Here is a 21,414-nt window from a genome sequence, read left to right on the forward strand (position 1 = left end):
GGTTAGACGCCATCTCTGTTTTTCTACAATCGTAAGGGGGGGAACTGATGGAGCACGTCAAACGCTATCATTCATTGAGCCTAATGGTGAACAACAAGGAGCTGCTCGTCGAAGGACCGATTACAGGAAGTCATCTGGCCTCATTACGCTTTGATGAGGGACTGAAAGCTTTTCGTATCCCTGAACAGCAGCATGAAGCTCTCATCGAAATCGCAGATTTGCCTGAAGGACGCATTATTATTGCACGCGAAGGAGACCTCGTCCTCGGCTACGTTACCTTTCTGCACCCCGATCCACTGGAGCGATGGTCACAAGCGCAACTGCCCGATTTGCTGGAGCTCGGCGCGATTGAAATCAGTCATAAAGTGAGAGCAGGTGGCGTAGGCAAAAAGCTGCTGGAAGTCAGCTTCATGGACGACGCCATGGAAGACTACGTCATTATTACAACGGAGTATTACTGGCATTGGGATCTGAAAGGAACAGGACTCGATGTATGGCAATACAGAAAGGTTATGGAAAAGGTCATGGGCAGCGCAGGCCTTAGCTGGATGGCGACAGACGATCCGGAAATATGCTCACATCCCGCCAACTGTCTCATGGCCAAAATCGGCAAGCGTGTACCGCCAGAAACAGTCGTTGCCTTTGATGCTATGCGGTTTCAAAATCGTTTTCTTTACTAGTTTGGATGCCTTTTGATTCCAGGAGGTCACTCTTATGCGTATTGAAGAGATTATGCGAAAAAAAATTGTCACGATCCAGCCATCCACTACCATCGGAGAAGCGCTTCTTCTCCTCCGTGCAAACAGAGTCAGGCATTTGCCTGTCATTGAAAACGACTCACTCGTAGGCATTGTCTCGGACCGTGATCTGCGAGACGCTCTCCCCTCTCGCCTGCTGACGCATGACGATGACGACACCGTCCTGCACAAGCCTGTAGCCGATATCATGAATCAACAAGTTATCACTGCCCACCCACTGGATTTCATCGAAGACGCAGCCCTCCAACTATATGAGCACAAAATCGGCTCGCTACCCATCGTCGAAGGGAATCGGCTCGTAGGATTGATCACAGAATCGGATCTCTTCTCTAGCTTGATCGAACTTTTCGGCGTTAACAAACCTAGCTCCCATATCGAAGTCGAAGTAGATGACCGCGTCGGCATGCTGGCAGAAGTCAGTCAAGTCTTTCGCGATGCACAAGTAAATGTTACGAGCGTTGTGGTCTTTCCTGGGAAACAGCCTGCAAAAAAGAACCTTGTTTTTCGGGTACAGACAATTGATCCACGTATCGTGACGCAATTACTCCTTGAAAAGGGCTTTTCCGTAATCGGACCTACGGAAGGAGGGATACCCCAGTGAGCCGAAATGCTCGTCTGATCTACTCTCCAGACTACACGCAATATTATTTTCATGATGATCATCCGTTTAACCAGCGTCGTCTGCTCCTCACACACGATCTGATGAGCAGTTACGGAATACTCAAAGACTCAGACATCCTTACTCCCCGACCGGCGACAGATGAAGAGCTCGCCCTGGTGCATGACCCACGTTATATCCAATTTGTTCGCGATCAGGGCCATAGTGAACACGAGCTTCCGCAGGCAGCCAGCTATGGCTTGGGAACAGAGGATGTTCCCTGTTTTTCGAACATGCATGAAGCGTCCTCACTGATCGTAGGAGGTACGTTAAACGCAGTGGACGCGGTTATGAGTGGACAGGCAGAACACGCCTTCAATCCCGCTGGCGGACTGCATCATGCCTTTCGTGGACGCGCCTCTGGATTTTGTATCTACAACGATTGCTCCGTCGCGATCGCTTATTTGCGAAAAAACTGGAATGCGCGTGTGCTGTATATCGACACAGATGCCCATCATGGTGATGGGGTACAGTGGGCGTTTTACGATGACCCTTCTGTACTAACTGTATCCATTCACGAAACGGGAAAGTATCTCTTCCCGGGAACGGGGAATTTGTCTGAACGTGGAGATGGAACCGGTTACGGTTATTCTGTCAACGTTCCGCTCGATGCCTTCACGGAAGACGATTCTTTTCTGGAAGTATATGAAGAGCTAGTGTCAAAGCTAGCAGCTGGCTTCAAGCCTGATGTCATCCTGACCCAAAATGGTTGTGACGCTCATGCGTTTGATCCCCTCACCCATTTGTCTTGCTCAATGAAAATTTATCAAGCCATTCCTCGTCTTGCCCACCGTCTTGCTCATGAATATTGCGACGGTCGTTGGATCGCTGTAGGCGGCGGGGGATACGATATTTGGCGGGTGGTGCCGCGGGCGTGGACGCTGGTATGGAGTGAGATGAGCGATCAGCCTCTGACAGACAGTGATCTTCCCGAAGCTTGGCTCAAGCGCTGGCAACCTGAGACGGATTTGCCCTTGCCACCTCGGCTTTTTGACGAATCATTCCCAACAATCCCACGGCGAGCAGAGATCACGGAAAAAAATCGTCTTACGTTAGAACGTGCGATGCTGAACGCACCTATTGGATGAAAAGTAAAAAAAGCGTGCTGCCCTCGTACCTTTGGGTACTGGTCAGCACGCTTTTTCTATTCCAAACCCTATTTCACTAGCTCTTCCAGCTCAGAAGGTGCAAAGCCTTTTACCGCTTTATCGCCTACGACTGTTACAGGCACACCCATGAAACCAAAGCGCTCCACTTCCTCTTGATAGGCACGACTCGTCATAACATCGCGCACTTCAAAGGAAACATCTTTTGCTGTCAGCCAATTTTTAACCATATCGCAATCCACACAGTTTTTCGTCGAGTAGACGATCACTCCCGCAGCTGTCGATGCTTGAGAAGCTGTCAGCATGTTACGGACAATCGCATACGAGCGCTGGGAAGCCAGCTTGGTAAATTCCACGAAGTTTACATGCGCGGAGCCGTCTGCTTTATCCGACATCGAACGAACAACGACAAACGGCACGCCATTCATCGCACATACTTGTCCGACAGATGCCCCTTCCATTTCGGTACAATGTGCTGCGAATTGCTCATACAGCCATTGCACCTTTTCCCGACTGGCAACGAACTGGTCGCCGGACAAAATACGCCCGCTCACTACTTGAACTCCCGCTTCCAGTTCCTTGCCCGCATCGATCGCTTGCTGCATCAGCCCAGCATCCGCTTGCCAAGTCCATTGCTCTGTAAACGGTATCTGTCCTGGCTCAAAGCCAAGCGGTGTCACATCAATGTCATGTTGGATGCAATCCGTCGAAACGACAATGTCACCAATATTTAATTCAGGGTGAACAGCTCCTGCCACACCTGTGAAAATGACACGTTCTACTTGGAATGAATCGATGAGGATCTGTGTCGTCACGGCAGCATTCACCTTGCCGACACCTGATTTGCACAGCACGACATCCTTGCCTTCCATTTTACCTGTGTAATAGGTAATGCCTGCTTTGGTCGCAGTAGTCGTCTCTTGCATCGCTTCCAAGTAAAGCGCGATTTCTTCATCCATCGCGCCGATAATTCCGTAACGCATTTCCCATCCTCCTCTTGCTGTCAACTTTGCAATCAAGCTTGCTCGGGCTTAGTACTCTCCCGATACTCAATTCGATGCGGCAGCAGCACGACATGCTCTTCGACATTCTCGTTATTCATGTACTTGGTCAACAGGCGCATCGCCACCGCACCAATATCATACATTGGCTGTACGACAGAAGTCAGTCGTGGACGTACCATTTCAACCAGACGAATATTATCGTGACCAATGACTTCGATGTCACCTGGCACGTTCAGGCCAGAATCTTGAATGGCGTGGATCGCGCCAATGGCCATCTCATCATTCGCTGCGAAAATCGCCGTTGGCGGATTTTTAAGGGCAAGAAAAGCTTTTGTAGTGGACAAGCCAGATTCATAAAAGTAGTTGCCTGTCGCAATCAGCTCTTCATCCAGCTCGATACCCGCATCTTTCAACGCCTTTTTATAGCCTTCATAGCGCATTAACCCTGCCAATGGATCGTTTGCAGGACCCGCGATCATCGCAATGCGCTTGTGCCCGCGTGCAACCAATGCTTCTGTCGCATCGTATGCGGCTTGGAAATGGTCAATGCTAACCGACGGCAGTACGTTGTCTGCATCGCGAGTCGCGGCGAGTACAGTCGGTACAGACGTGCTTGTTAATGCCTGCAAATGATCTTCTTTGATTTCTGCGCCCAGGAACAGAAGCCCGTCCACCTGCTTTTCGAGCAAGGTATTAATGAGCTGCAATTCCTTTTCCATCCGTTGGTCAGAGTTACACAGGATGATGTTGTATTTGTACATGGTAGCGATATCTTCAATCCCTCGCGCCAATTCGGAGAAAAACAAACTGGAGATATCCGGGATGATGACACCAACTGTTGTCGTTTTTTTGCTAGCGAGTCCACGAGCAACCGCATTTGGTCGATATCCCAAGCGCTCAATCGCAGCCAATACCTTTTTTCGGGTCAAAGGCTTTACGTTGGGATTCCCGTTGACTACGCGGGAAACTGTCGCCATCGACACCCCCGCTTCTCTTGCTACGTCGTATATAGTAACCGGCATCATGCACCCTCATTTCCCTATTTTTTGGTTTTCATAAGCGTTTTCATAAATATATGCACCTATGATACGACAAGCCGTATGCCGTTGCAATCGTTTTTGACGGCTTGCGCACCCGTTACTTCATAAGTTTGTTCATCGTTTTCAAAAGCTCATCAATTACTTCATGATCGCCTTGCTGAATGCGATCCATCACACAGCTTTTCATATGTCCTTCGAGGAGCATTTTCCCAACCGCATTTAGTGCAGATTGCACCGCCGCAATTTGATTGAGAATGTCGTCGCAGTAGACATCCTTCTCTACCATTCCACGAATTCCGCGAACTTGTCCCTCTACCCGATTCAGACGGGAGATGAGATTAGACTTGATTTTATCCGGCCTTTCGGTGGACCGATCAGTCGAGCAGCATTGATGGTTGTCTTCCATATGGCCTATCCTCCTTCACCAATATCAGCACGTAATTCTAGCTTACTTGGTCGCCAATGGTTCGTCAAATGAGAAAGGTCCTCCCCGCGCGCAGGAAGGACCCTCAAAACGTACCCGAAAGGTATTCTTATGCTTTCGCTGCCACAATCTCACCTTTGTACAGGCCAGAAGCAAGCAGTTCATCAACGAACTCGTTGAATTGTGGAATGTTCAGCTGTTGCTTTGCATCAGACAGTGCCACATCTGGATCTGGGTGAACCTCTACCATGATTCCATCAGAACCGACTGCGAAGCCTGCTTTTGCGCAAGGCAAGAGCAGATCACGACGACCTGTAGAGTGCGTCACGTCTACAAATACTGGCAAGTGCGTCTCCTGCTTGAGGAGTGGTACTGCAGAAATATCGAGCGTATTGCGTGTCGCTTTTTCATACGTGCGGATTCCACGCTCGCACAGCATGACTTGTGTGTTACCTTCGGACAGGATGTACTCTGCCGCGTAGATGAACTCTTCAATCGTAGCAGAGAGGCCACGCTTCAAGAGGATCGGCTTGTTCACACGACCTGCTGCCTTCAGCAACTCGAAGTTTTGCATATTGCGAGCACCGATTTGGATGACATCGATGTATTTCGTCGCCATCTCGAGATCTGCTGGCGTCACGATTTCACTGATCGTTACGAGGTTGAATTCATCCCCGATACGCTTGAGGATTTGCAAGCCCTCCTCACCCAGACCTTGGAAGTCGTATGGCGAAGTACGAGGCTTGTACGCACCACCGCGCAGTGTGCGCAGTCCGCGTTTTGCGTGGTTTTCTGCTACTGCTCTTACTTGCTCGTAGCTTTCCACGGAGCATGGACCTGAGATAAGAATCGGATTTTTCCCTCCGAACTCAACGCCTTTTACAGTGATAACAGTATCCTCTGCCTTTTTCTTACGGCTAACGAGGAGTACTTTTTTCTTATCGTCGTCTTGCAGATCTAAGGAAACTTGGAAAATTTGCTTGAACAAATGACGAATCGCATTGTCATTGAAAGGACCTTTATTGTTTTCAACGAGCAGATTGAGCATTTGGCGCTCACGCTCTGGGTCAAAACGGTTGCTGCCCTGTTTTTCTTTTTCTTTGCCGAGCTCTTGAACCAAGGTAGCTCGTTTGTTGATCAATTCAAGAATTTGCAGGTTGATCTCGTCTATCTGCTTGCGCATGGTTTCGATTTGATCGTGTGCCATCTCTCTCCACTCTCCTCTTTTTATATAGGGATTTATCGATAAATTAGGGTAATTATAATCGATTCAAACACCCTTGTCAGCAGTTTAGCGCCAAAAAGCGCGAAAGTAAATTTTTTCTGTTTTTTTATCTTTTCAAATTATTCGTCAAACCGAAGAAGATTCCTTGATTCGACAGGATTCTTTTCCTTTTGAATCGAATAGTTTTGGATATATGTTCTAGCTAAAAGTGATTGTTCCTTTCCGATACACCGATAAGTATTGTAAAGACTTTTTGAACAACCTCTTACAAGGAGTGACCTACTTTTGTCTGACATCACAGCCCCTGAGCTTATTTTTTCATTAGATATTGGAACGCGCAGCGTCGTCGGCCTGATCGTAGAAACGACCGGCGAGCAGTACCGCGTATTGGACTGCGCAATTCGAGAGCATGATGAACGCTCCATGCTCGATGGGCAAATTCACGATATTGTCGCCGTAGCTAAGGTGATTCAACAAATTAAAGAAGAGCTGGAAGGAAAATATGGCAAACTACATCAGGTAGCGGTCGCTGCTGCCGGTCGGTCATTGCGCACCCGCCGCGTTCGTGTGGACATGCCGTTAGCCAGACATGCCTTCATCTCTCGTGAAGATGTTGTCGCTTTGGAGTTTTCCGCTGTACAGGAGGCCCAAGCCGCATTAGCCCAAGAGCTAAAGGATCAAGACGTCACCCGCTATTATTGCGTCGGTTACAGCGTCGTCAATTACCATCTGGATGGCGAGTTGATCGGGAGTCTGATTGACCAGCGGGGTGACATCGCAAGCGCAGATGTGATCGCAACTTTCCTTCCACGCGTGGTTGTCGACTCGCTGATTGCTGCTCTGAAACGATGCGATCTGGAAATGCAGGCATTGACACTTGAGCCTATTGCGGCGATTAATGTCCTGATTCCTGTGACCATGCGCCGACTGAATATCGCATTGGTGGACATCGGGGCAGGTACTTCTGACGTAGCGCTGACTGAGGAAGGGGCGATTACCGCTTACGGCATGGTACCTGTTGCAGGTGATGAAATCACGGATGCGCTCATGAACGCCTTTCTCATGGATTTTCCGATGGCAGAAGAAGTGAAGCGTCTTTTATCTACCGAGGAGTCCGTCACCTTCACCGACATTCTCGGCATAGAGCATACGATAAGCGCTACCGAGGTAACGAGTGCGATTGAAGCAGACATCCAGCAACTCGCCGACAAAATTGCCTTTAAAATATTGGAGCTCAACGGAAAAGCTCCGCAAGCGGTCATGCTGATCGGCGGCGGCAGCCTCACCCCTGGGCTTACTGGAAAAGTCGCTCAGGTCTTGAATATTCCTGCCGCCCGTGTTGCTGTCAGAGGCGGCGATGCGATCAAACAGTACGTCGGAGACAATCCTGCGCTCAGTGGACCTGAGTTCGTAACGCCAGTCGGTATCGCTGTTGCTGCGCGCCGTCATCCATTGCGCTATGTAACCGTTACGGTCAATGATACTCCTGTGCGCATTTTCGATTTGCGAAAAATGACGTTGGGTGATGCGCTCATTGCATCTGGATTGGATATCCGCCGTCTGTATGGTCGCCCCGGATTGGCGATGACAGTCACCGTAAACGGACGGATGAAAATGATTCCGGGTGGTCATGGGACGGCGCCGGTGATTGAGCGCAACAAAGAGAGCGTCAGTCTTGACACGCCAATCAATGACGGGGACCACATCATCGTAGTGGCAGGTACAAATGGCGATGATGCACGTGTATTTGCCAAAGATTTATTCGATGAGCTGGACACGCTTGAAGTGATCTGCAATGACCGTCCCTACTCGCTCGGTCCAGTCGTACATGTGAACGGAGCGGTTGCTACTCTCGATACATGGATCTCTGATCGTGCCGAGGTGGATATCCGCCTTCCACGTACTGTCTATGAAGTACTCGAGCTCGCAGAACTGAAAACGTCAGCGGAATCAGGCTTGCGTTTTTCTGTGAATGGACAAGATTATTCGGTTCCGTCCCGTATGGAGGTGCTCGAGCTGAACGGAAGACCAGCAGCTTTGACAGATATCGTCCGACAAGGTGATGTCCTCGTATATCGGCTGGATGAAGTCCCTGCCCCTTCCATACAAGATGTCATCCCTTTGGAAGAATGGGTACAGGAGACAATGATTGTACACTTCAACGGTGAACGGGTCGTATTGCCTGTCGCACAAGTAACGATTACCGTAGACGGAAAAGCGGCGAATGCCTCTGATCCCGTGAGCGAAGGTGCCGACATCACGGTAAAATCCTCACCTGCGTCTACACCTGTGTTTAGCGACGTCTTCCGTTTTGTCGATGTTTCCCTGGAAAAGCCCGACCGTGAGAGTATCTCCGGATTCGTCATGCTCGTCAACGGCGAACAAGCCAACTTCCAGACAGAATTGAAAAGTGGAGACAAGTTGGAGTTATTCTGGGAATAGTCTATCCAGCGTCCTTTTTCTCCATGCAAAAAGCCGGATTCACCTCGCTTATCGGGTGTCCCGGCTTTTTGCTTTACTCAAGAGCTGTCCGACTTTATTTATCGTCAGTAGCTTTTTTTCCTGTTATGAATGATTATGCGTTGAGCGCCTGGCCAATCGCGTCCTTTGTAATTTTCCAGTGAGACGTGTGCCATTTTACTTCGCCGTCTTCCAGCAAAAAGATTTGCGGGGATTCGTGCTTGATGGAAAAACGATCCGCTACGGCGTTGGAGACAGGGCGATCCTCTCGTACCAGAATGACCGCAGATTCCACTTGATTGTCCAGCAAATACGCCTGAAACTCTTCATAAGCGGACGTACTGATTGGGCAAATCGTGCTATGCTTAAACAAAAGCTTTTTCCCATTTTTCGCTACGAACTCATCCAGTTCTTCAATGGAGTGAAGCTGTATTTGTGACATGATTCATCTCTCCTTATCTTATGTGCCTATCAGTATACATAAGTCCAAGCAGCAAAGTCTACATTTGCGGTGCAGTGGAGAAATGAAAAAAGAGATACCTTTCTTCCAGGCATCTCTTTATCCTTACACCATAATTTTCGTGAGACGTTCGCGTAGCTCCAACATCCATTTTTCATCGCCAAGGGACTGCGCCAACAAAAACAGATCCAATAGCTCGTTGACTTTTTCACCAAGTAATTCTCTTACGGTCGAATTCACCTTCTCATTAGCAATCAATACCAATAAGTTGGATAACTCTGACATTTCTTCGAATTCGACTGCCTTGCGCTGCGGATGTTGGCCCAGTTCCTCCATGAGTGACTTCAAATCATCCTTAATCACATCTACCACTTGGGAATGGTCACAGTCTTCGTCCACGCAGACGTGTACAGGTACATTCATAATTTTAACCCGTTTCCGGTACACGACGTTGCGCAGCTCGATCTCCATTTCGTTCCCGCAGCGGCTGCATCTCTTTTGCACGGTGTTCACCCCTATATCTACTTATGTATGCCTCTCATACTATTCGAGAAGCCTCCTTTCAATCCTGCTAAAGAACAGGTGGTACTTGGTGGATATAGAGTCAGATATAGACTAGAGTCAACATAGTGGAGGAGAAGAAAAAGCACAGTTCTCTTCGACTCTGACACGCCAGCATGGGGGGAACTGTCCGTCTACACTTAAAAAAGGGGACCGTCGAGCCAAAGCCACCCTACGGGCGGAAGATTCTCAAGGAAGAAGTGTTCGACAAGCGTGGTCCCCTTTTTTAAGTTCCGACTGGGTAGGCGTTGTCAAGGTCTACGAGCCCTGTGCTTTTTCTTCTCCACCAGCTTTGTGCGTTCATCGGTACCTTTGAAAACTAGCAACAACTTAAACATACTAAAAAAGACGATGCTAGCAAGCAGCATCGTCTTTCCTTTGCGATCAAACTTCAATCTCACGCGTAGATAGCGTTTACTTTTTCACAATGCGGACAAACAGCGACTTTCCCTGCTTTTCCGTCTTCATCTTCTACACGATAGCCAGTAATTTGCTCGGAAAAACAAAACAGACATTCTGTATTGAAGTCCATATCGTACTGCGCTTTCCACACAATGGATTTAAAGTCTTCGCCAACATTAATCGTAATTTGGACCAACTCATGCTGCAGGCTCGATAATGATCTTTGCATCACATAAACATCCTTTCATACTTGCAAAGTCTTTTGGTATCCTCTAGCTTTTCCTGCTTTTCAGAATAATAAACATCGAGAACTGCAAGAGTATGAAAAAGAGAGATTCCCCAAACAATTTTCTTAAAAATGGGCGGATGCCCGGTTCGGTCCTATGCGATCACCCATATGTTGTAGATGTAAGCACAAGAGGCTTAACACACATATGAGGAGGATGTTTATTCGATGAGCGGCATCTTTAATGGAGAATTCGACGGCTTCACTCTGGTTTTGATTCTTTTCATCCTGCTGGTTATTATCGGGTGCAGCTGCGACTAATCTTTCTTCCCCGAAGATATAGCCATATTCAGCAGGTCCTTGCATATACATGAAATACCGAATCCTTCAAGCGCGTTTCCTCCGCAAGCTACCCTCGCCAGTGGGTAGCTTTTTTCTGTTTGAGTTGTGTACAATGGATATGAATGATATGGAAAGCGAGGGATCCCCTTCCTATGAAAGATCCACGAATTGAAAAACTGGCTGACGTCCTCGTCAATTATTCAGTGACTGTCAAGCCTGGTGAAAACGTTTTAATTTACTCCATTGGCAACGTTACCGATTTGACAAAAGCCGTGATTGCCAAGGTATACGAAGCTGGGGGAAATCCGTTTGTTCAACTGATCGACCAATCCGTTCAGCGTGAACTTTTGATGGGTGCCAACGAAACACAATTGGGTATCATGCGTGAAGCAGATGTGGCTTTCATGAAGCAAATGGATTGCTACATTGGCATCCGCGGCGGCGACAACATCAGCGAGCTCTCTGATGTGCCTGGAGACAAAATGCAGCTGCACTCCAAGCTGCTAGCGCGTCCTGTACTGGATATTCGCGTACCGCATACCAAATGGGTCGTGCTTCGCTATCCAAATGCATCTATGGCTCAGTTGGCTAACATGAGCACCGCTGCTTTCGAAGATTTCTATTTCAAAGTGTGCACGCTTGATTACGGCAAGATGGATAATGCCATGGACAGCCTGGTCGAGCTGATGGAGAAAACCGACAAGGTACGTATCGTAGGGCCAGGCACCGATCTGACCTTCTCCATCAAAGATATTCCTGCAATCAAATGTGCAGGCGAAGCCAACATCCCTGATGGAGAAGTATTCACTGCTCCTGTCCGTGATTCTGTCAACGGTACGATCGCGTACAACACGCCATCTCCTTACCAAGGCTTTACATACGACAATATCAAGCTGACCTTCAAGGATGGCAAAATCATCGAAGCAACTGCCAACGATACAGAAAAGATTAATGAAATCTTTGATACCGATGAAGGTGCCAGATTCGTTGGGGAGTTTGCGATTGGTGTGAATCCGTACATCCAAAACCCGATGAAAGACATCCTCTTCGACGAAAAAATCGATGGAAGCTTCCACTTTACACCAGGCCAGTCATACGATGAAGCGTTTAACGGAAACAAATCCTCCGTACACTGGGACTTGGTCATGATTCAACGCCCTGAGTGGGGCGGAGGAGAAATTTGGTTTGACGATCGCCTGATCCGCAAAGACGGACGTTTCGTTGTACCAGAGCTTGAATGCCTCAATCCAGAAAACCTTAAATAAATGAAAATAAGCGAAGGGCTCATTGTTCACAAGACATGAGCCCTTCGCTTTATGTGGCTAAACGGAATAAGCTGGTTGTTTCATCAAGGAAGTCATTTTTTGTTCCATAAAAGAAATCGTTGACTCCAGATGATGAATGGTATACTCCCAGCAAAAACGTTGATATTCGTCAAAATTCACTTCCAGCTTTTTATAAGAGGCCTTACTTTGTTGGAGCAATTGACGTTGCGTATCCAAACAGCCCTCTAGCAAATCCTTTTGTTCGTCGATCGTGCGGCTCTTGCCGAAGAAAATCTTAACCAGCATGTCTGAGCGCAATACTGGCGGCAAGATAGGCGTCTGGATTTCTTGACGGAAAGATTGTTTTCCGGCTTCTGTAATACGGTACAAAATCTTGTTCGGCTTGCCAGACTGAATGATTTCTTGCTTCGTCACGAAGCCTTCTTCCTCCAGTTTGCGCAATGCTGGATAAATAGCACCAAAGCTAGCGTCATAAAAGAATCCAATGCTGTTTGTAAACGCTTGCTTAATATCGTAGCCACTCATTTCCCCATAGCTTAAGAAACCCAGTATGATCGTTTTAACATCCATCTCTTCGCATCCTCCGTTACCGTTCTTTTTCTCTCTCTAGCGGCTAGGACTTAGCCTTTATGTTCAAAATATTCTTTAACTACATGTTATTATAAATGGATTTAAATAATTATACCAATGCTATTTCTTTATTATATCAATCAAAATTAATGATATATCCTTCACGTGACTAGAAATTGGGCGTCCCTTCCCACTCCACTCCCCATAAGATGATACATACCTATCTGCTGTAGGGGGAGAGATCGGTGAAAAGTAAAAAATGGTCCCAATATACGCGGGTAAAGTACCCTGTGAGCAGCAGTAGTCTGCACCCATTCAATTTCTTCGTTCCCATTGTCGAGCGAGTTCAAGAAGGAGTAGTCTCCATCGTGACCGAGGATGCTCCCCATTCCAAAGACGTGGATTCGTTAATTCGCAGCCTTATTGATCAAGAGGATAATTCTCCACCCACGGAACGAAGCTTTGGCTCCGGATTTCTTTTTCATCCGAAAGGGTATATCTTGACGAGCGAGCATGTCATCGGTAAATCCAAAAACATTTTCGTGAAGCTATATAACGGTAGAGTGTTTGAAGCCAAACGCATTATAGCTGATCGAGTCCGGGATTACGCCGTCATCAAAATTGATGCAGACTGCAAGCTATATCCACTGCCACTAGGCAACTCCTCTCATACAAAAGTAGGAGAATGGGTCATCAGCGTCGGTTCACCATTTGTGTTCAAAGAGACAAAAAACGAGCCTGGTTCCGGGCCAAATACAGCGCAAATTGAACGGGACGAGCGATCGCCTTTTTGTATAATCCCATGTTACCCATCTGGCGAAAAACCTCTCTCCCCGGCTTGGGGTTCACTTCGATTAACCACGAACGTCCGTCCACATCCACCCCAATATCCAGACCGAATTCCATCATGCGACCGAAATAATCCTCGAGCGTGTTTGCTACTTCGAAAGCAAGCTGATAACATTCCTGCTTGATCAGCTCTCCCCGCTCCTCTCCAAATCGCTTGAACATAAACCATTCAAAGGGAATCGCTCTGCCTCCCCCATGCAAATTGGAAGTAGCACTGCCGTTCTCCCCCATACGTACTGCGCAGCCTGTCACCACCCACTCCCCACGCTCGTCCTTTTGAATCAATAACCGTACATCGGCGACATGCTTGCGTAGCAGCCCCAGGTTCAAACCTTGCTGCACCAGGAAATTGCCATCGCGAATACGCTGTTCCGCCACCCACGTTTTGACCCATTTTTCCACGCCTTCCACCGTATCAATCCGAGCTACATGATGGTTATGTTTTTTGTCACGTCCGGAGAGGCTATAGTCCTTGCCGCTGCTCTTCACTCTGAGGATACTTCTTCCCCCTGTGCCATTGCCTGGCTTGACATAGACGAGCCCATGACGTGCGAGCATGTTTCGGACCAAGCCTTTTTCGTAAATATGTGTCTCCGGAATCCAGCGTTTGACACGATCATCGGAAGCGAGTAGATTCGTCACTCTCCATTTCTTACTGAACGGACTGTTTGCAAAGAAAAACAGATCGCTATTCCGCAGCCGGATATACTCTTTTACCCTGCGTCGGTACCGATCGATTACAACTTGTGGCCAAGGGAAAGATTTACTTATCCAGCCCCCGTTCGGTTTGGGGATGAAGCCCTTGATCTTTCTTGCGGAAACATTGACGTCCTGATGCGAAAACAGGTAGATTACTGCGCCTAGCTTTTGCCCTGTTTGAACCAACCTTCGCAAATAATCTGGTTCCTCAAAGCGTACACCCTCCCGCCAGGTTAAAATACCGATTACCCGTTTAGAAAGCATCGTAACACCCTCTTCGCTTCTTATTTCGCGATTAGTGTATGTGTGGACACCTTATAGGGAAACATTTGTCCATGAAAACGGGCTTGACTACTCAACCATTGACAAAGTGTCATTCCAACTTTTCGTTACTTACTTTTTTCAAGCTAATCTGTTAGAATAAAGGGCAACAATAATGCTGCTAGATAGAGGTGACGCCGATATGAGTCAAGATTTTTCTGGCGAACACATGTGTCCAAAATATGAATGTGCAATAAACGTCCTTGGAAAGCGCTGGACCGGCCTGATTATTCATGTGTTGCTACGTGGTACTGTACGATTCAAAGATATCCGCGAAATGGTTCCGCATATGAGCGATAAAATGCTCTCTGAAAGGCTGAAAGAGCTGGAGGAGCTGGAAATTTTGGAGCGAAAAGTGTACCCAGAGATCCCGGTTCGCATTGAATACGAATTGACCGAAAAAGGAAAAGATCTGCGTCCTGTCATTGATTCCATTCACGAATGGGGCCAAAAATGGATGTAGCATAACCCCACTTGTCCAAGACGGATAAGCGGGGTTTTTTATGTGCGGTCAGGCATAAGCTCCTCCCTTTTGCTGTACACTCTAGCAACCCAAGGTGAAGGGAGGGCGGGCGATGCGAACGGCCGTCTACATTCGTGTCAGTACAGAGGATCAGGCACGTGAAGGATTTTCGATTCCCGCTCAAAGGGAAAAGCTGCTCTCGTACGTTCACTCCCAAGGTTGGGAAGTCCATGCCGTCTACGCAGATGAAGGCGTGAGTGCCAAAGATACGAATCGTCCCGCACTCGGTCAGCTCCTGCAGGATATCCGAACGGGTGAAATCGATGTCGTCCTCGTCTATCGACTCGATCGACTCACTCGCTCTGTCCTTGATCTGTATCAGCTCCTGCAGGAGTTCGATCGACATGCGGTACACTTTAAAAGCTGCACCGAGGTTTACGATACGACTACGGCAATTGGGCGACTGTTTATTACCTTAGTGGCTGCCCTCGCACAATGGGAACGAGAAAACTTGGCAGAACGGGTCAAGCTGGGAATGAGCCAGATGGCAAGAGAACGAAAACGACCAGGAGGACCTGCACCGTATGGATACAATCTGGTGCGAGGAACGCTGGTCGTGAATCAAAGGGAAGCAGCTGGCGTACGCAGCATGTTCGAGCGCTATGATCGAGGCGAGTCCCCGCGCCAAATCGCTGAATGGGCGAATCATTCCGGATTGCGCGGGAAAAATGGCGCTTCATGGAGTGCAAGTGCCGTACTTCGACTGTTAAAAAATCCCGTCTATCATGGTGCGTTGCGTTGGAATTACACCGACGCCGATCAACAACGCAATGACCCGGAGGAATGGATTATCGAAGAGGCGACTCACCCAGCCATTATCGATCAGCCATGTTTCTCGCGAGTGCAGGAGCGGATGAGTGCTCGCGGAACAAGCCATCCCCGCGTTCTCAGCTCCCGCTACCTCTTTTCCGGATTGCTGTACTGCTCGCGTTGCGGCTCCTCTATGCGCGGGAAAACAACCACGATTACGGGAAAAGGAGAAAAACGTTACACGCACCGCTACTATTTATGTAAAAACAAGCTGGCTGGTACGTGTGATGCTCCTGCTATACGTGAGGATCGCTTGGAAAAAGCCATTGTGCACGAGCTGATGCAGCATTCGCCAGAATCAATCGCTGCGTTGAAGGAAGTGTATCAGATTGTGTTACAGACGAATTCCCGCGCTCCTGCGAAAGAAACCGAGCAACAGCTGCAAATTCGGAGGCAGCGCTGGGAACAAGCTTATGAAGATGGATTCCTTACTCTCCCTGCCTTACGAGAGAAAATCAGTGCGTTGGAGAGAGCTGCAAAAGAACAGGAACGCGCTTACTCCTCTTTTTCAAAAGGACAACGGCTGGATCTAGATGTGCTTTCCAATTGGAAACTGATTTGGACGTATGCAAATGAAAAAGAACGGCGATTGCTCGTTTGCACACTCATCCAACGTGTTGATGTGGAAGCAACAGACACTGCCTCTGGTCAGAAAAATCGAGAGGTCTGCCTGCATCTATTGTCTTTTCACTAAAATTGCCCCTGATTTTGCCTGTATGGCGACAGGTGGTTCCCCACTTGGTTTGGAAAATTCTGTGACAGCGGGAATCATCAGTGCCAAAAACCGCCGCTTACAGGTTGCGAAGCGAATGTACGAAGAAATTTTTCAGACGGATGCTGCCATTAACCCAGGGAATAGCGGAGGTCCACTCATTAATTTGAATGGGGAAGTCGTTGGCCTCAATGCATTCATCATTCAATCCAGCCAATGCTTGGGCTTCGCCATCGGGATTGACGCCCTCAAAATGCAACTGGAGCAATACGTATTCAAGTGAGAAGCAAACGATTCAACAAAAAAACCCCGTCTAGGAGGACGGGGATTGCTTCTCTAATGCAATAAGATATACATTTGGACCTTCTGTGTTGATTTGTTCTTCTGCCTGTTTTAATTGTTGCAGCTGAGCGGCCGTAAGCTGTGCGATAGGCAGTTCACTCAAACGATTCTGTTCCATGCGTCATTCCTCCGTTGGTGTCAGACTCACGAACGTAGTCTGCCCGTTCTGGAGAGTATGTATTTACGCAGTGAGATCAAAGGCTTTGGCAATCGCAGAACACGAACGCTTGCAGAATACGATGGGCAGCTCGCGATCTTTGGCTTGGTTTTTCACCGTTTTGGCTAAGTTGTGATTGACGAAATCAGTCAACACCAAAATCATGTGGATACCAGCTGGAATTTTCACCCCGGTTTGCGAGCTTTTCCGTCCAGTTACGTGGTGAATATCCTTGAAGCCTTGCCCTTGCAAAAGTTCGATAATATTGCCCAGGCGATCTCCGCCTATTACTAAAATGGATGACATAACTTGTTACCTCCTTAAATTTAGGTAATGTAGGATTTATGTTTTCTTCTCAGAATGTTAATTGATAATGAATATCACTCTTATTGATAAATATTATCATTCCCAATTGACTTTGACAATACTCTCCATGATAACTTTTTTGTCAAAAAACAAAACTAGAAACGAAGCCTCTAGGCAAAGCCACGGCGCTCTAGTGCTCCCGCCCTCTTTTCCAAATTACACCGCACCATATTCTTCGTAATCATAAGAAAATGTACATAGGTGTTGCCCGGGTGTTTTTTCCAACGGTATAATGAAAAAATAGATTGTAATGAGGAGGTGGCGTAGGGTGCAAGAAATTACACAGCTGCACGCCATTTTTGATCGCACCAGAGGTTATATCAACAGCTTCATGGGCGTTATCCAGCCGATTATCGACGCGGCAACGGACGAGCATACTCGTCTTTACTACCATCATATTTTGGAAGAAGAAGAACAGCGCATGGGTCGCTTGCAGGAATTGGTTCCCTACCTGGAGAAGGTCTCCTCAGGAAAAAGCCTGGATCAGCTAAGTGATCGCGACCTCTCGCAAATGCTGTCCGATGTGAATCTGGAACGTTTTGGACTGCACAATTTCCGCGAGCATCTGGAGCTCTCTCTGTATGAATTCAAGGATGACGAAACACGTCAGCTTCTGGATGGCATGCGTGAAAAGACGCATACAGACTATTTGACAGTCAAAGAGATCATGGCGAACATGAGCCAACGATTCTCTGATGCGGCTCATCCTGATCTCACTGATCACGATGAGGGGCACGACATTCACCAGGTAGATCATTTGAAAGCTTCGGCTTCCGCTCCTCACGGTGTTGCTTCCGTGGTCAAGCATTCCGCTCCTGCAGTTTCTGGCAAAAAAGGACTGACAGTTGGCAGCTTGAAAGGAATGTAAAGAATCGGAAATCCTGAAATAACATGGAGGTTACACTATGGACAAGCTTCGTAAATACCCAGACTCTCCCTTGACGACTGAAGAATGGAACCAGTTGGATGCAACTGTCGTTGACATGGCTCGCCGCCAGCTGGTAGGACGTCGTTTTATCGATATTTATGGACCATTAGGTGAAGGTATCCAAACCATTACCAACGATGTATATGAGGAATCCCGTTTTGGCGGTCTCTCCCTGCGCGGAGAATCACTGGAAATGACACAGCCTAGCCGCCGTGTCAGCATGACGATTCCAATCCTGTACAAAGATTTCATGCTCTACTGGCGTGATGTTGCCCAAGCACGCACACTGGGCATGCCTTTGGACATGAGCGCGGCTGCCAATGCAGCTGCTGGTGGTGCACTGATGGAAGACGATCTGATCTTCAACGGTGCTGCTGAATTCGACCTCCCAGGTCTGATGAACGTAAAAGGCCGTCTCACTCATCTGAAGAGCGATTGGATGGAATCTGGCAATGCGTTTGCTGATATCGTGGAAGCACGCAACAAGCTGTTGAAAATGGGCCACAGCGGTCCGTATGCACTGGTTGTTTCTCCTGAGCTCTACTCACTCTTGCATCGCGTGCACAAAGGCACCAACGTGCTTGAGATCGAGCATGTTCGCAATCTCGTTACAGATGGTGTCTTCCAATCTCCTACCATTAAGGGCCGTTCCGGCGTATTGGTAGCGACTGGCCGCCATAATCTCGACCTGGCGATTGCAGAAGACTTCGACTCCGCATTCCTCGGAGACGAGCAAATGAACAGTCTGTTCCGTGTTTACGAGTGCGTTGTATTGCGGATCAAGCGTCCAAGCGCAATTTGCACGTTGGAAGAAACAGAAGAATAGGAAGCCCTTTGGCACACCCATTGACGATTCTCGTTGTGGGTGTGTTTTTTCATCCTTGAAATATGTAACAGATCCCTTATAATAAGAACGTACGTTCCAAACTTTCGAAACAATCTGACACAAATGTCGTTGGGGGGATTTATATGAGATGCGAGGTCAATGGGGTTAACCTTTATTATGAGGAGATCGGAAGCGGTTTTCCTGTCGTGATGATTCACGGTTTTTCACTTGATCACCGCTGCATGACTGGTTGTCTGGAACCAATTTTTGAGAAACGCTCAGGATACCGACGACTTTACATAGACCTGCCTGGAATGGGACAAACGGAAAACTACGAACATATCCACACCACGGACGATATTCTGGAGGTTGTCCTTGCGTTCATCGATCAGCTCATTCCAGGTGAACCCTTTTTCATTGCGGGTGAATCATACGGCGGATATCTTACACGAGCAGTTATCGAGAAGCGCCGGGATCGAGTGAAGGGCGCCCTGTTCATCTGCCCGAACGTCATTCCTGAAAAAGCAAAGCGCACACTGCCGGATAAACCCGTCTTAATAGAGGAGCCTTCTCTATGGGAGAAGTTGAGTGAGACGGAACGAGCAGAGTTTGAGTCGATGGCGGTAGTAGCTACCAATTATACATGGAACCGCTATAAAAAAGAGATTGTCGACGGCTACATGCTGTCTGACCCTTCTTTCCTCAGTAAAATCAGACAGTCCTACGGCGTGTCCTTCCCATTGGATACGGCTCCCTTCCCTCACCCGAGTCTTTTTGTTGTGGGCAAACAAGATCATTCTGTCGGCTATCGCGATATTTGGGATATTATTGAGGGCTATCCCCGCTCTTCTTTTGCCGCACTCGATTGTGCGGGACACAACTTGCAGATTGAGCAGCCACTTTTGTTTACGGAGCTTGTGAATGAATGGCTGGATCGGGCGCAAAGGGAGCTTTCCCTGTAAATATGCATCAAAAAAGACAACCAGCTCCAATGGCAATGGTTGTCTTTTTGCTTCTATTAAACATTTGTCACGAGAGATTCACTGTAGGCGTGGAATGCTTTGCCCAATCTCGAAATCGCAAGCTCCGTGTCTTCCCGGTTCAAGAGTGTATAATTCAAGCGCATCGTATTAACTTGAGGCTCAGCTGCATAAAACGGCTTCCCTGGTACGAATGCGACGCCTTCCTGTACGGAACGGGCCAGCAGCTTCTCCGCATCGATATGCTCCGGCAGATTCACCCAGAGGAACATCCCGCCTCTTGGTTTTTCCCACTGTACGCCCTCCCAGTTTTGCGCAACCAAGAGCTCATGCATCCATTCCATGCGCGCTTTGTAAGACTCGCGAATCTTCTCAATGTGGCGCTCCAGATCAAAGCGGGACAAAAGCTCATACAGAGCGTACTGGTCGATTGTGCTTGACTGCAAATCAACTGCTTGCTTCGCCTTCACCATCATTTGAATCACACGTGTATCTCCGATGGCCCATCCGGTACGCAAGCCTGGCGCGACAATTTTGGAAAAGGTACTGGTGTACACCACACAGGAATCAGTCGGATGCTCATCCAGTGAGAAAATCGAGCGGTACGGTGCTTCCCCATCGAATTGGATCTCTCCATATGGATCGTCTTCCAGGATGAGAATGTTTTGTGCCTTACATTGACGAAGCAAGCCGAGACGGCGTTCGAGACTCCATACCTTTCCTGTCGGATTGGCAAAGGTAGGAATGACGTACACCATTTTGGGGCGGTACTGGGCAATTTTTTTCGCCAGATCGTCCAAATCCATCCCATCGGCGTCACCGTCTACAGGGATCGCTTTGATTCCCCGGAATTGAAATAACTGAACAGCTGCCAAATAAGTAGGGTTTTCAACGAGAACGACATCGCCTTCGTCTAAATATACACGACACAACAAGTCTACTGCTTGCTGAGAGCCCGTTGTGATGATCATATTATCTACACCGACGTTCATATGCTTTTGCTTCATGCGGGATGCAATCCACTCACGAAGCGGCAAGTATCCATCAGTTAATCCGTACTGAAGAGCTTTTGCTCCTTGTTCAAATGCGCGGTTGAACGCTTCACGCATCTCTGCGATTGGAAAAGAATCCTCTGCTGGCAGTCCACCTGCGAGCGAGAGCACTTGATTGCCTTGGGTCAGCTTCAAGATTTCCCGGACTGCCGAGGAGGATAATGCTTCGACAGATTTTGAAAATGAGTACTCCATGTTCCGTTCCCCCTTGATTTTGCTTATCCTTGTTTTATCACTCTCCCTCTCGTAAGTCCAATCCTTGGTAGCTATGAGTGGATAGGTTTTGACTATGTCGAGCGGTTGTTCAATCGTTAGTCTTGACACACT

Annotated in this window: 24 protein-coding genes and 1 pseudogene; 13 read left to right on the top strand and 12 right to left on the bottom strand. The window is 48.0% G+C overall.

Annotation, left to right across the window (positions count from 1 at the left end; all coding sequences use genetic code 11):
- Window positions 1-47 precede the first annotated feature (47 nt).
- Genes HPY28_RS19750 through HPY28_RS19760 form a run of 3 tightly spaced genes read left to right on the top strand, consistent with a single transcriptional unit; the run spans window position 48 to window position 2,504 of the window.
- The gene (locus HPY28_RS19750) at window positions 48-680 is read left to right on the top strand and encodes a hypothetical protein (RefSeq protein ID WP_017250444.1); all 633 of its coding nucleotides are present in this window, start codon (window positions 48-50) and stop codon (window positions 678-680) included.
- Between the two features lie 34 nt (window positions 681-714).
- Complete coding sequence (locus HPY28_RS19755; RefSeq protein WP_174231239.1) at window positions 715-1,359, top strand: CBS and ACT domain-containing protein; 645 nt, start codon at window positions 715-717, stop codon at window positions 1,357-1,359.
- Window positions 1,356-2,504, top strand: coding sequence for an acetoin utilization protein AcuC (locus tag HPY28_RS19760; protein ID WP_173623678.1), 1,149 nt, complete (start codon window positions 1,356-1,358; stop codon window positions 2,502-2,504). Before HPY28_RS19755 ends, HPY28_RS19760 begins: the two co-directional genes overlap by 4 nt.
- A gap of 68 nt (window positions 2,505-2,572) precedes the next feature.
- On the opposite strand, the gene HPY28_RS19765 is transcribed toward HPY28_RS19760, so the two are convergent.
- From HPY28_RS19765 to HPY28_RS19780, 4 genes are all read right to left on the bottom strand, one after another.
- Complete coding sequence (locus tag HPY28_RS19765) at window positions 2,573-3,505, bottom strand: 5'-methylthioadenosine/adenosylhomocysteine nucleosidase (protein WP_069847595.1); 933 nt, start codon at window positions 3,503-3,505, stop codon at window positions 2,573-2,575.
- A gap of 32 nt (window positions 3,506-3,537) precedes the next feature.
- Entirely contained in the window at window positions 3,538-4,548 is a 1,011-nt protein-coding gene (ccpA, locus tag HPY28_RS19770) for a catabolite control protein A (protein WP_017250448.1), read from the bottom strand.
- 115 nt (window positions 4,549-4,663) lie between these two features.
- On the bottom strand, window positions 4,664-4,972 hold the full coding sequence (locus HPY28_RS19775) for a metal-sensitive transcriptional regulator (RefSeq protein WP_007720961.1): 309 nt from the start codon (window positions 4,970-4,972) through the stop codon (window positions 4,664-4,666).
- Between the two features lie 127 nt (window positions 4,973-5,099).
- A complete protein-coding gene (locus HPY28_RS19780) occupies window positions 5,100-6,197 on the bottom strand; it encodes a bifunctional 3-deoxy-7-phosphoheptulonate synthase/chorismate mutase (RefSeq protein WP_017250449.1) in 1,098 nt (365 codons plus the stop codon).
- Window positions 6,198-6,500: 303 nt separating this feature from the next.
- Here HPY28_RS19780 and HPY28_RS19785 point away from each other — a divergent pair, with 303 nt between their 5' ends.
- Window positions 6,501-8,657 carry a cell division protein FtsA gene (locus tag HPY28_RS19785; protein ID WP_173623679.1) on the top strand — a complete coding sequence of 719 codons (2,157 nt, stop codon included), beginning with the start codon at window positions 6,501-6,503 and terminating at the stop codon, window positions 8,655-8,657.
- Between the two features lie 133 nt (window positions 8,658-8,790).
- Here the strand turns inward: HPY28_RS19785 and ytxJ are convergent, their stop codons facing one another.
- The 3 genes from ytxJ to HPY28_RS19800 all read right to left on the bottom strand — a co-directional run bounded on the left by ytxJ (window position 8,791) and on the right by HPY28_RS19800 (window position 10,327).
- Window positions 8,791-9,117: a bacillithiol system redox-active protein YtxJ gene (gene ytxJ / locus HPY28_RS19790; RefSeq protein ID WP_017250451.1), complete on the bottom strand. Its 327-nt coding sequence runs from the start codon at window positions 9,115-9,117 to the stop codon at window positions 8,791-8,793.
- A gap of 123 nt (window positions 9,118-9,240) precedes the next feature.
- Window positions 9,241-9,639, bottom strand: coding sequence for a hypothetical protein (locus HPY28_RS19795; protein WP_017250452.1), 399 nt, complete (start codon window positions 9,637-9,639; stop codon window positions 9,241-9,243).
- 454 nt (window positions 9,640-10,093) lie between these two features.
- Window positions 10,094-10,327: a hypothetical protein gene (locus tag HPY28_RS19800; RefSeq protein ID WP_017250454.1), complete on the bottom strand. Its 234-nt coding sequence runs from the start codon at window positions 10,325-10,327 to the stop codon at window positions 10,094-10,096.
- Window positions 10,328-10,552: 225 nt separating this feature from the next.
- Between HPY28_RS19800 and HPY28_RS19805 the strand changes: the two genes are divergently transcribed.
- Together HPY28_RS19805 and HPY28_RS19810 are read left to right on the top strand one after the other, a co-directional pair.
- A complete protein-coding gene (locus HPY28_RS19805; RefSeq protein ID WP_017250455.1) occupies window positions 10,553-10,645 on the top strand; it encodes a YjcZ family sporulation protein in 93 nt (30 codons plus the stop codon).
- A gap of 173 nt (window positions 10,646-10,818) precedes the next feature.
- Entirely contained in the window at window positions 10,819-11,931 is a 1,113-nt protein-coding gene (locus tag HPY28_RS19810; RefSeq protein WP_017250456.1) for an aminopeptidase, read from the top strand.
- Between the two features lie 57 nt (window positions 11,932-11,988).
- Here HPY28_RS19810 and HPY28_RS19815 read toward each other — a convergent pair whose 3' ends face one another.
- Entirely contained in the window at window positions 11,989-12,522 is a 534-nt protein-coding gene (locus HPY28_RS19815) for a PadR family transcriptional regulator (protein WP_017250457.1), read from the bottom strand.
- 398 nt (window positions 12,523-12,920) lie between these two features.
- On the opposite strand from HPY28_RS19815, the pseudogene HPY28_RS30955 reads away from it, so the two are divergent.
- A pseudogene (locus HPY28_RS30955) lies at window positions 12,921-13,175 on the top strand (trypsin-like peptidase domain-containing protein); the annotation flags it as partial.
- 64 nt (window positions 13,176-13,239) lie between these two features.
- On the opposite strand, the gene HPY28_RS19825 reads toward HPY28_RS30955, so the two are convergent.
- Window positions 13,240-14,334 (bottom strand): YheC/YheD family endospore coat-associated protein, encoded by a 1,095-nt coding sequence (locus HPY28_RS19825; protein ID WP_017250459.1) that lies wholly within the window; start codon window positions 14,332-14,334, stop codon window positions 13,240-13,242.
- Between the two features lie 199 nt (window positions 14,335-14,533).
- On the opposite strand from HPY28_RS19825, the gene HPY28_RS19830 reads away from it, so the two are divergent.
- The 3 genes from HPY28_RS19830 (at window position 14,534) to HPY28_RS19840 (ending at window position 16,719) form a co-directional block, all read left to right on the top strand.
- Window positions 14,534-14,854, top strand: coding sequence for a winged helix-turn-helix transcriptional regulator (locus HPY28_RS19830; RefSeq protein WP_017250460.1), 321 nt, complete (start codon window positions 14,534-14,536; stop codon window positions 14,852-14,854).
- Window positions 14,855-14,966: 112 nt separating this feature from the next.
- Complete coding sequence (locus HPY28_RS19835) at window positions 14,967-16,418, top strand: recombinase family protein (protein WP_174231240.1); 1,452 nt, start codon at window positions 14,967-14,969, stop codon at window positions 16,416-16,418.
- A gap of 22 nt (window positions 16,419-16,440) precedes the next feature.
- Entirely contained in the window at window positions 16,441-16,719 is a 279-nt protein-coding gene (locus HPY28_RS19840) for a S1C family serine protease (protein WP_007721243.1), read from the top strand.
- 30 nt (window positions 16,720-16,749) lie between these two features.
- On the opposite strand, the gene HPY28_RS19845 is transcribed toward HPY28_RS19840, so the two are convergent.
- Both HPY28_RS19845 and HPY28_RS19850 read right to left on the bottom strand, forming a co-directional pair.
- Window positions 16,750-16,896, bottom strand: coding sequence for a hypothetical protein (locus tag HPY28_RS19845; protein ID WP_017250462.1), 147 nt, complete (start codon window positions 16,894-16,896; stop codon window positions 16,750-16,752).
- A gap of 63 nt (window positions 16,897-16,959) precedes the next feature.
- Window positions 16,960-17,241 (bottom strand): DUF2325 domain-containing protein, encoded by a 282-nt coding sequence (locus tag HPY28_RS19850; RefSeq protein ID WP_016742090.1) that lies wholly within the window; start codon window positions 17,239-17,241, stop codon window positions 16,960-16,962.
- Window positions 17,242-17,569: 328 nt separating this feature from the next.
- Here HPY28_RS19850 and HPY28_RS19855 point away from each other — a divergent pair, with 328 nt between their 5' ends.
- The 3 genes from HPY28_RS19855 (at window position 17,570) to HPY28_RS19865 (ending at window position 20,017) form a co-directional block, all read left to right on the top strand.
- Entirely contained in the window at window positions 17,570-18,169 is a 600-nt protein-coding gene (locus tag HPY28_RS19855; RefSeq protein ID WP_017250463.1) for an IMEF encapsulin system ferritin-like cargo protein, read from the top strand.
- Between the two features lie 37 nt (window positions 18,170-18,206).
- Entirely contained in the window at window positions 18,207-19,055 is an 849-nt protein-coding gene (locus HPY28_RS19860) for a family 1 encapsulin nanocompartment shell protein (RefSeq protein WP_007721249.1), read from the top strand.
- 143 nt (window positions 19,056-19,198) lie between these two features.
- On the top strand, window positions 19,199-20,017 hold the full coding sequence (locus HPY28_RS19865; RefSeq protein WP_173623681.1) for an alpha/beta fold hydrolase: 819 nt from the start codon (window positions 19,199-19,201) through the stop codon (window positions 20,015-20,017).
- Between the two features lie 56 nt (window positions 20,018-20,073).
- Here the strand turns inward: HPY28_RS19865 and HPY28_RS19870 are convergent, their stop codons facing one another.
- Window positions 20,074-21,282: an aminotransferase-like domain-containing protein gene (locus HPY28_RS19870; RefSeq protein ID WP_017250465.1), complete on the bottom strand. Its 1,209-nt coding sequence runs from the start codon at window positions 21,280-21,282 to the stop codon at window positions 20,074-20,076.
- Between the last annotated feature and the right edge of the window lie 132 nt (window positions 21,283-21,414).

Source organism: Brevibacillus sp. HB1.2, assembly GCF_013332495.1.
Taxonomy (GTDB): Bacteria; Bacillota; Bacilli; order Brevibacillales; family Brevibacillaceae; genus Brevibacillus; species Brevibacillus porteri.

Excerpts from the sequence above, each read along its gene's own strand:
- HPY28_RS19805 (WP_017250455.1), top strand. The coding sequence starts at position 10,553 with ATGAGCGGCATCTTTAATGGAGAATTCGACGGCTTCACTCTGGTTTTG.
- HPY28_RS19840 (WP_007721243.1), top strand. The coding sequence starts at position 16,441 with ATGGCGACAGGTGGTTCCCCACTTGGTTTGGAAAATTCTGTGACAGCG.
- HPY28_RS19775 (WP_007720961.1), bottom strand. The coding sequence starts at position 4,972 with ATGGAAGACAACCATCAATGCTGCTCGACTGATCGGTCCACCGAAAGG.
- HPY28_RS19870 (WP_017250465.1), bottom strand. The coding sequence starts at position 21,282 with ATGGAGTACTCATTTTCAAAATCTGTCGAAGCATTATCCTCCTCGGCA.
- ytxJ (WP_017250451.1), bottom strand. The coding sequence starts at position 9,117 with ATGTCACAAATACAGCTTCACTCCATTGAAGAACTGGATGAGTTCGTA.
- HPY28_RS19780 (WP_017250449.1), bottom strand. The coding sequence starts at position 6,197 with ATGGCACACGATCAAATCGAAACCATGCGCAAGCAGATAGACGAGATC.
- HPY28_RS19815 (WP_017250457.1), bottom strand. The coding sequence starts at position 12,522 with ATGGATGTTAAAACGATCATACTGGGTTTCTTAAGCTATGGGGAAATG.
- ccpA (WP_017250448.1), bottom strand. The coding sequence starts at position 4,548 with ATGCCGGTTACTATATACGACGTAGCAAGAGAAGCGGGGGTGTCGATG.
- HPY28_RS19830 (WP_017250460.1), top strand. The coding sequence starts at position 14,534 with ATGAGTCAAGATTTTTCTGGCGAACACATGTGTCCAAAATATGAATGT.
- HPY28_RS19755 (WP_174231239.1), top strand. The coding sequence starts at position 715 with ATGCGTATTGAAGAGATTATGCGAAAAAAAATTGTCACGATCCAGCCA.
- HPY28_RS19850 (WP_016742090.1), bottom strand. The coding sequence starts at position 17,241 with ATGTCATCCATTTTAGTAATAGGCGGAGATCGCCTGGGCAATATTATC.
- HPY28_RS19800 (WP_017250454.1), bottom strand. The coding sequence starts at position 10,327 with ATGCAAAGATCATTATCGAGCCTGCAGCATGAGTTGGTCCAAATTACG.
- HPY28_RS19835 (WP_174231240.1), top strand. The coding sequence starts at position 14,967 with ATGCGAACGGCCGTCTACATTCGTGTCAGTACAGAGGATCAGGCACGT.
- HPY28_RS19845 (WP_017250462.1), bottom strand. The coding sequence starts at position 16,896 with ATGGAACAGAATCGTTTGAGTGAACTGCCTATCGCACAGCTTACGGCC.
- HPY28_RS19825 (WP_017250459.1), bottom strand. The coding sequence starts at position 14,334 with ATGCTTTCTAAACGGGTAATCGGTATTTTAACCTGGCGGGAGGGTGTA.
- HPY28_RS19860 (WP_007721249.1), top strand. The coding sequence starts at position 18,207 with ATGGACAAGCTTCGTAAATACCCAGACTCTCCCTTGACGACTGAAGAA.
- HPY28_RS19865 (WP_173623681.1), top strand. The coding sequence starts at position 19,199 with ATGAGATGCGAGGTCAATGGGGTTAACCTTTATTATGAGGAGATCGGA.
- HPY28_RS19750 (WP_017250444.1), top strand. The coding sequence starts at position 48 with ATGGAGCACGTCAAACGCTATCATTCATTGAGCCTAATGGTGAACAAC.
- HPY28_RS19765 (WP_069847595.1), bottom strand. The coding sequence starts at position 3,505 with ATGCGTTACGGAATTATCGGCGCGATGGATGAAGAAATCGCGCTTTAC.
- HPY28_RS19810 (WP_017250456.1), top strand. The coding sequence starts at position 10,819 with ATGAAAGATCCACGAATTGAAAAACTGGCTGACGTCCTCGTCAATTAT.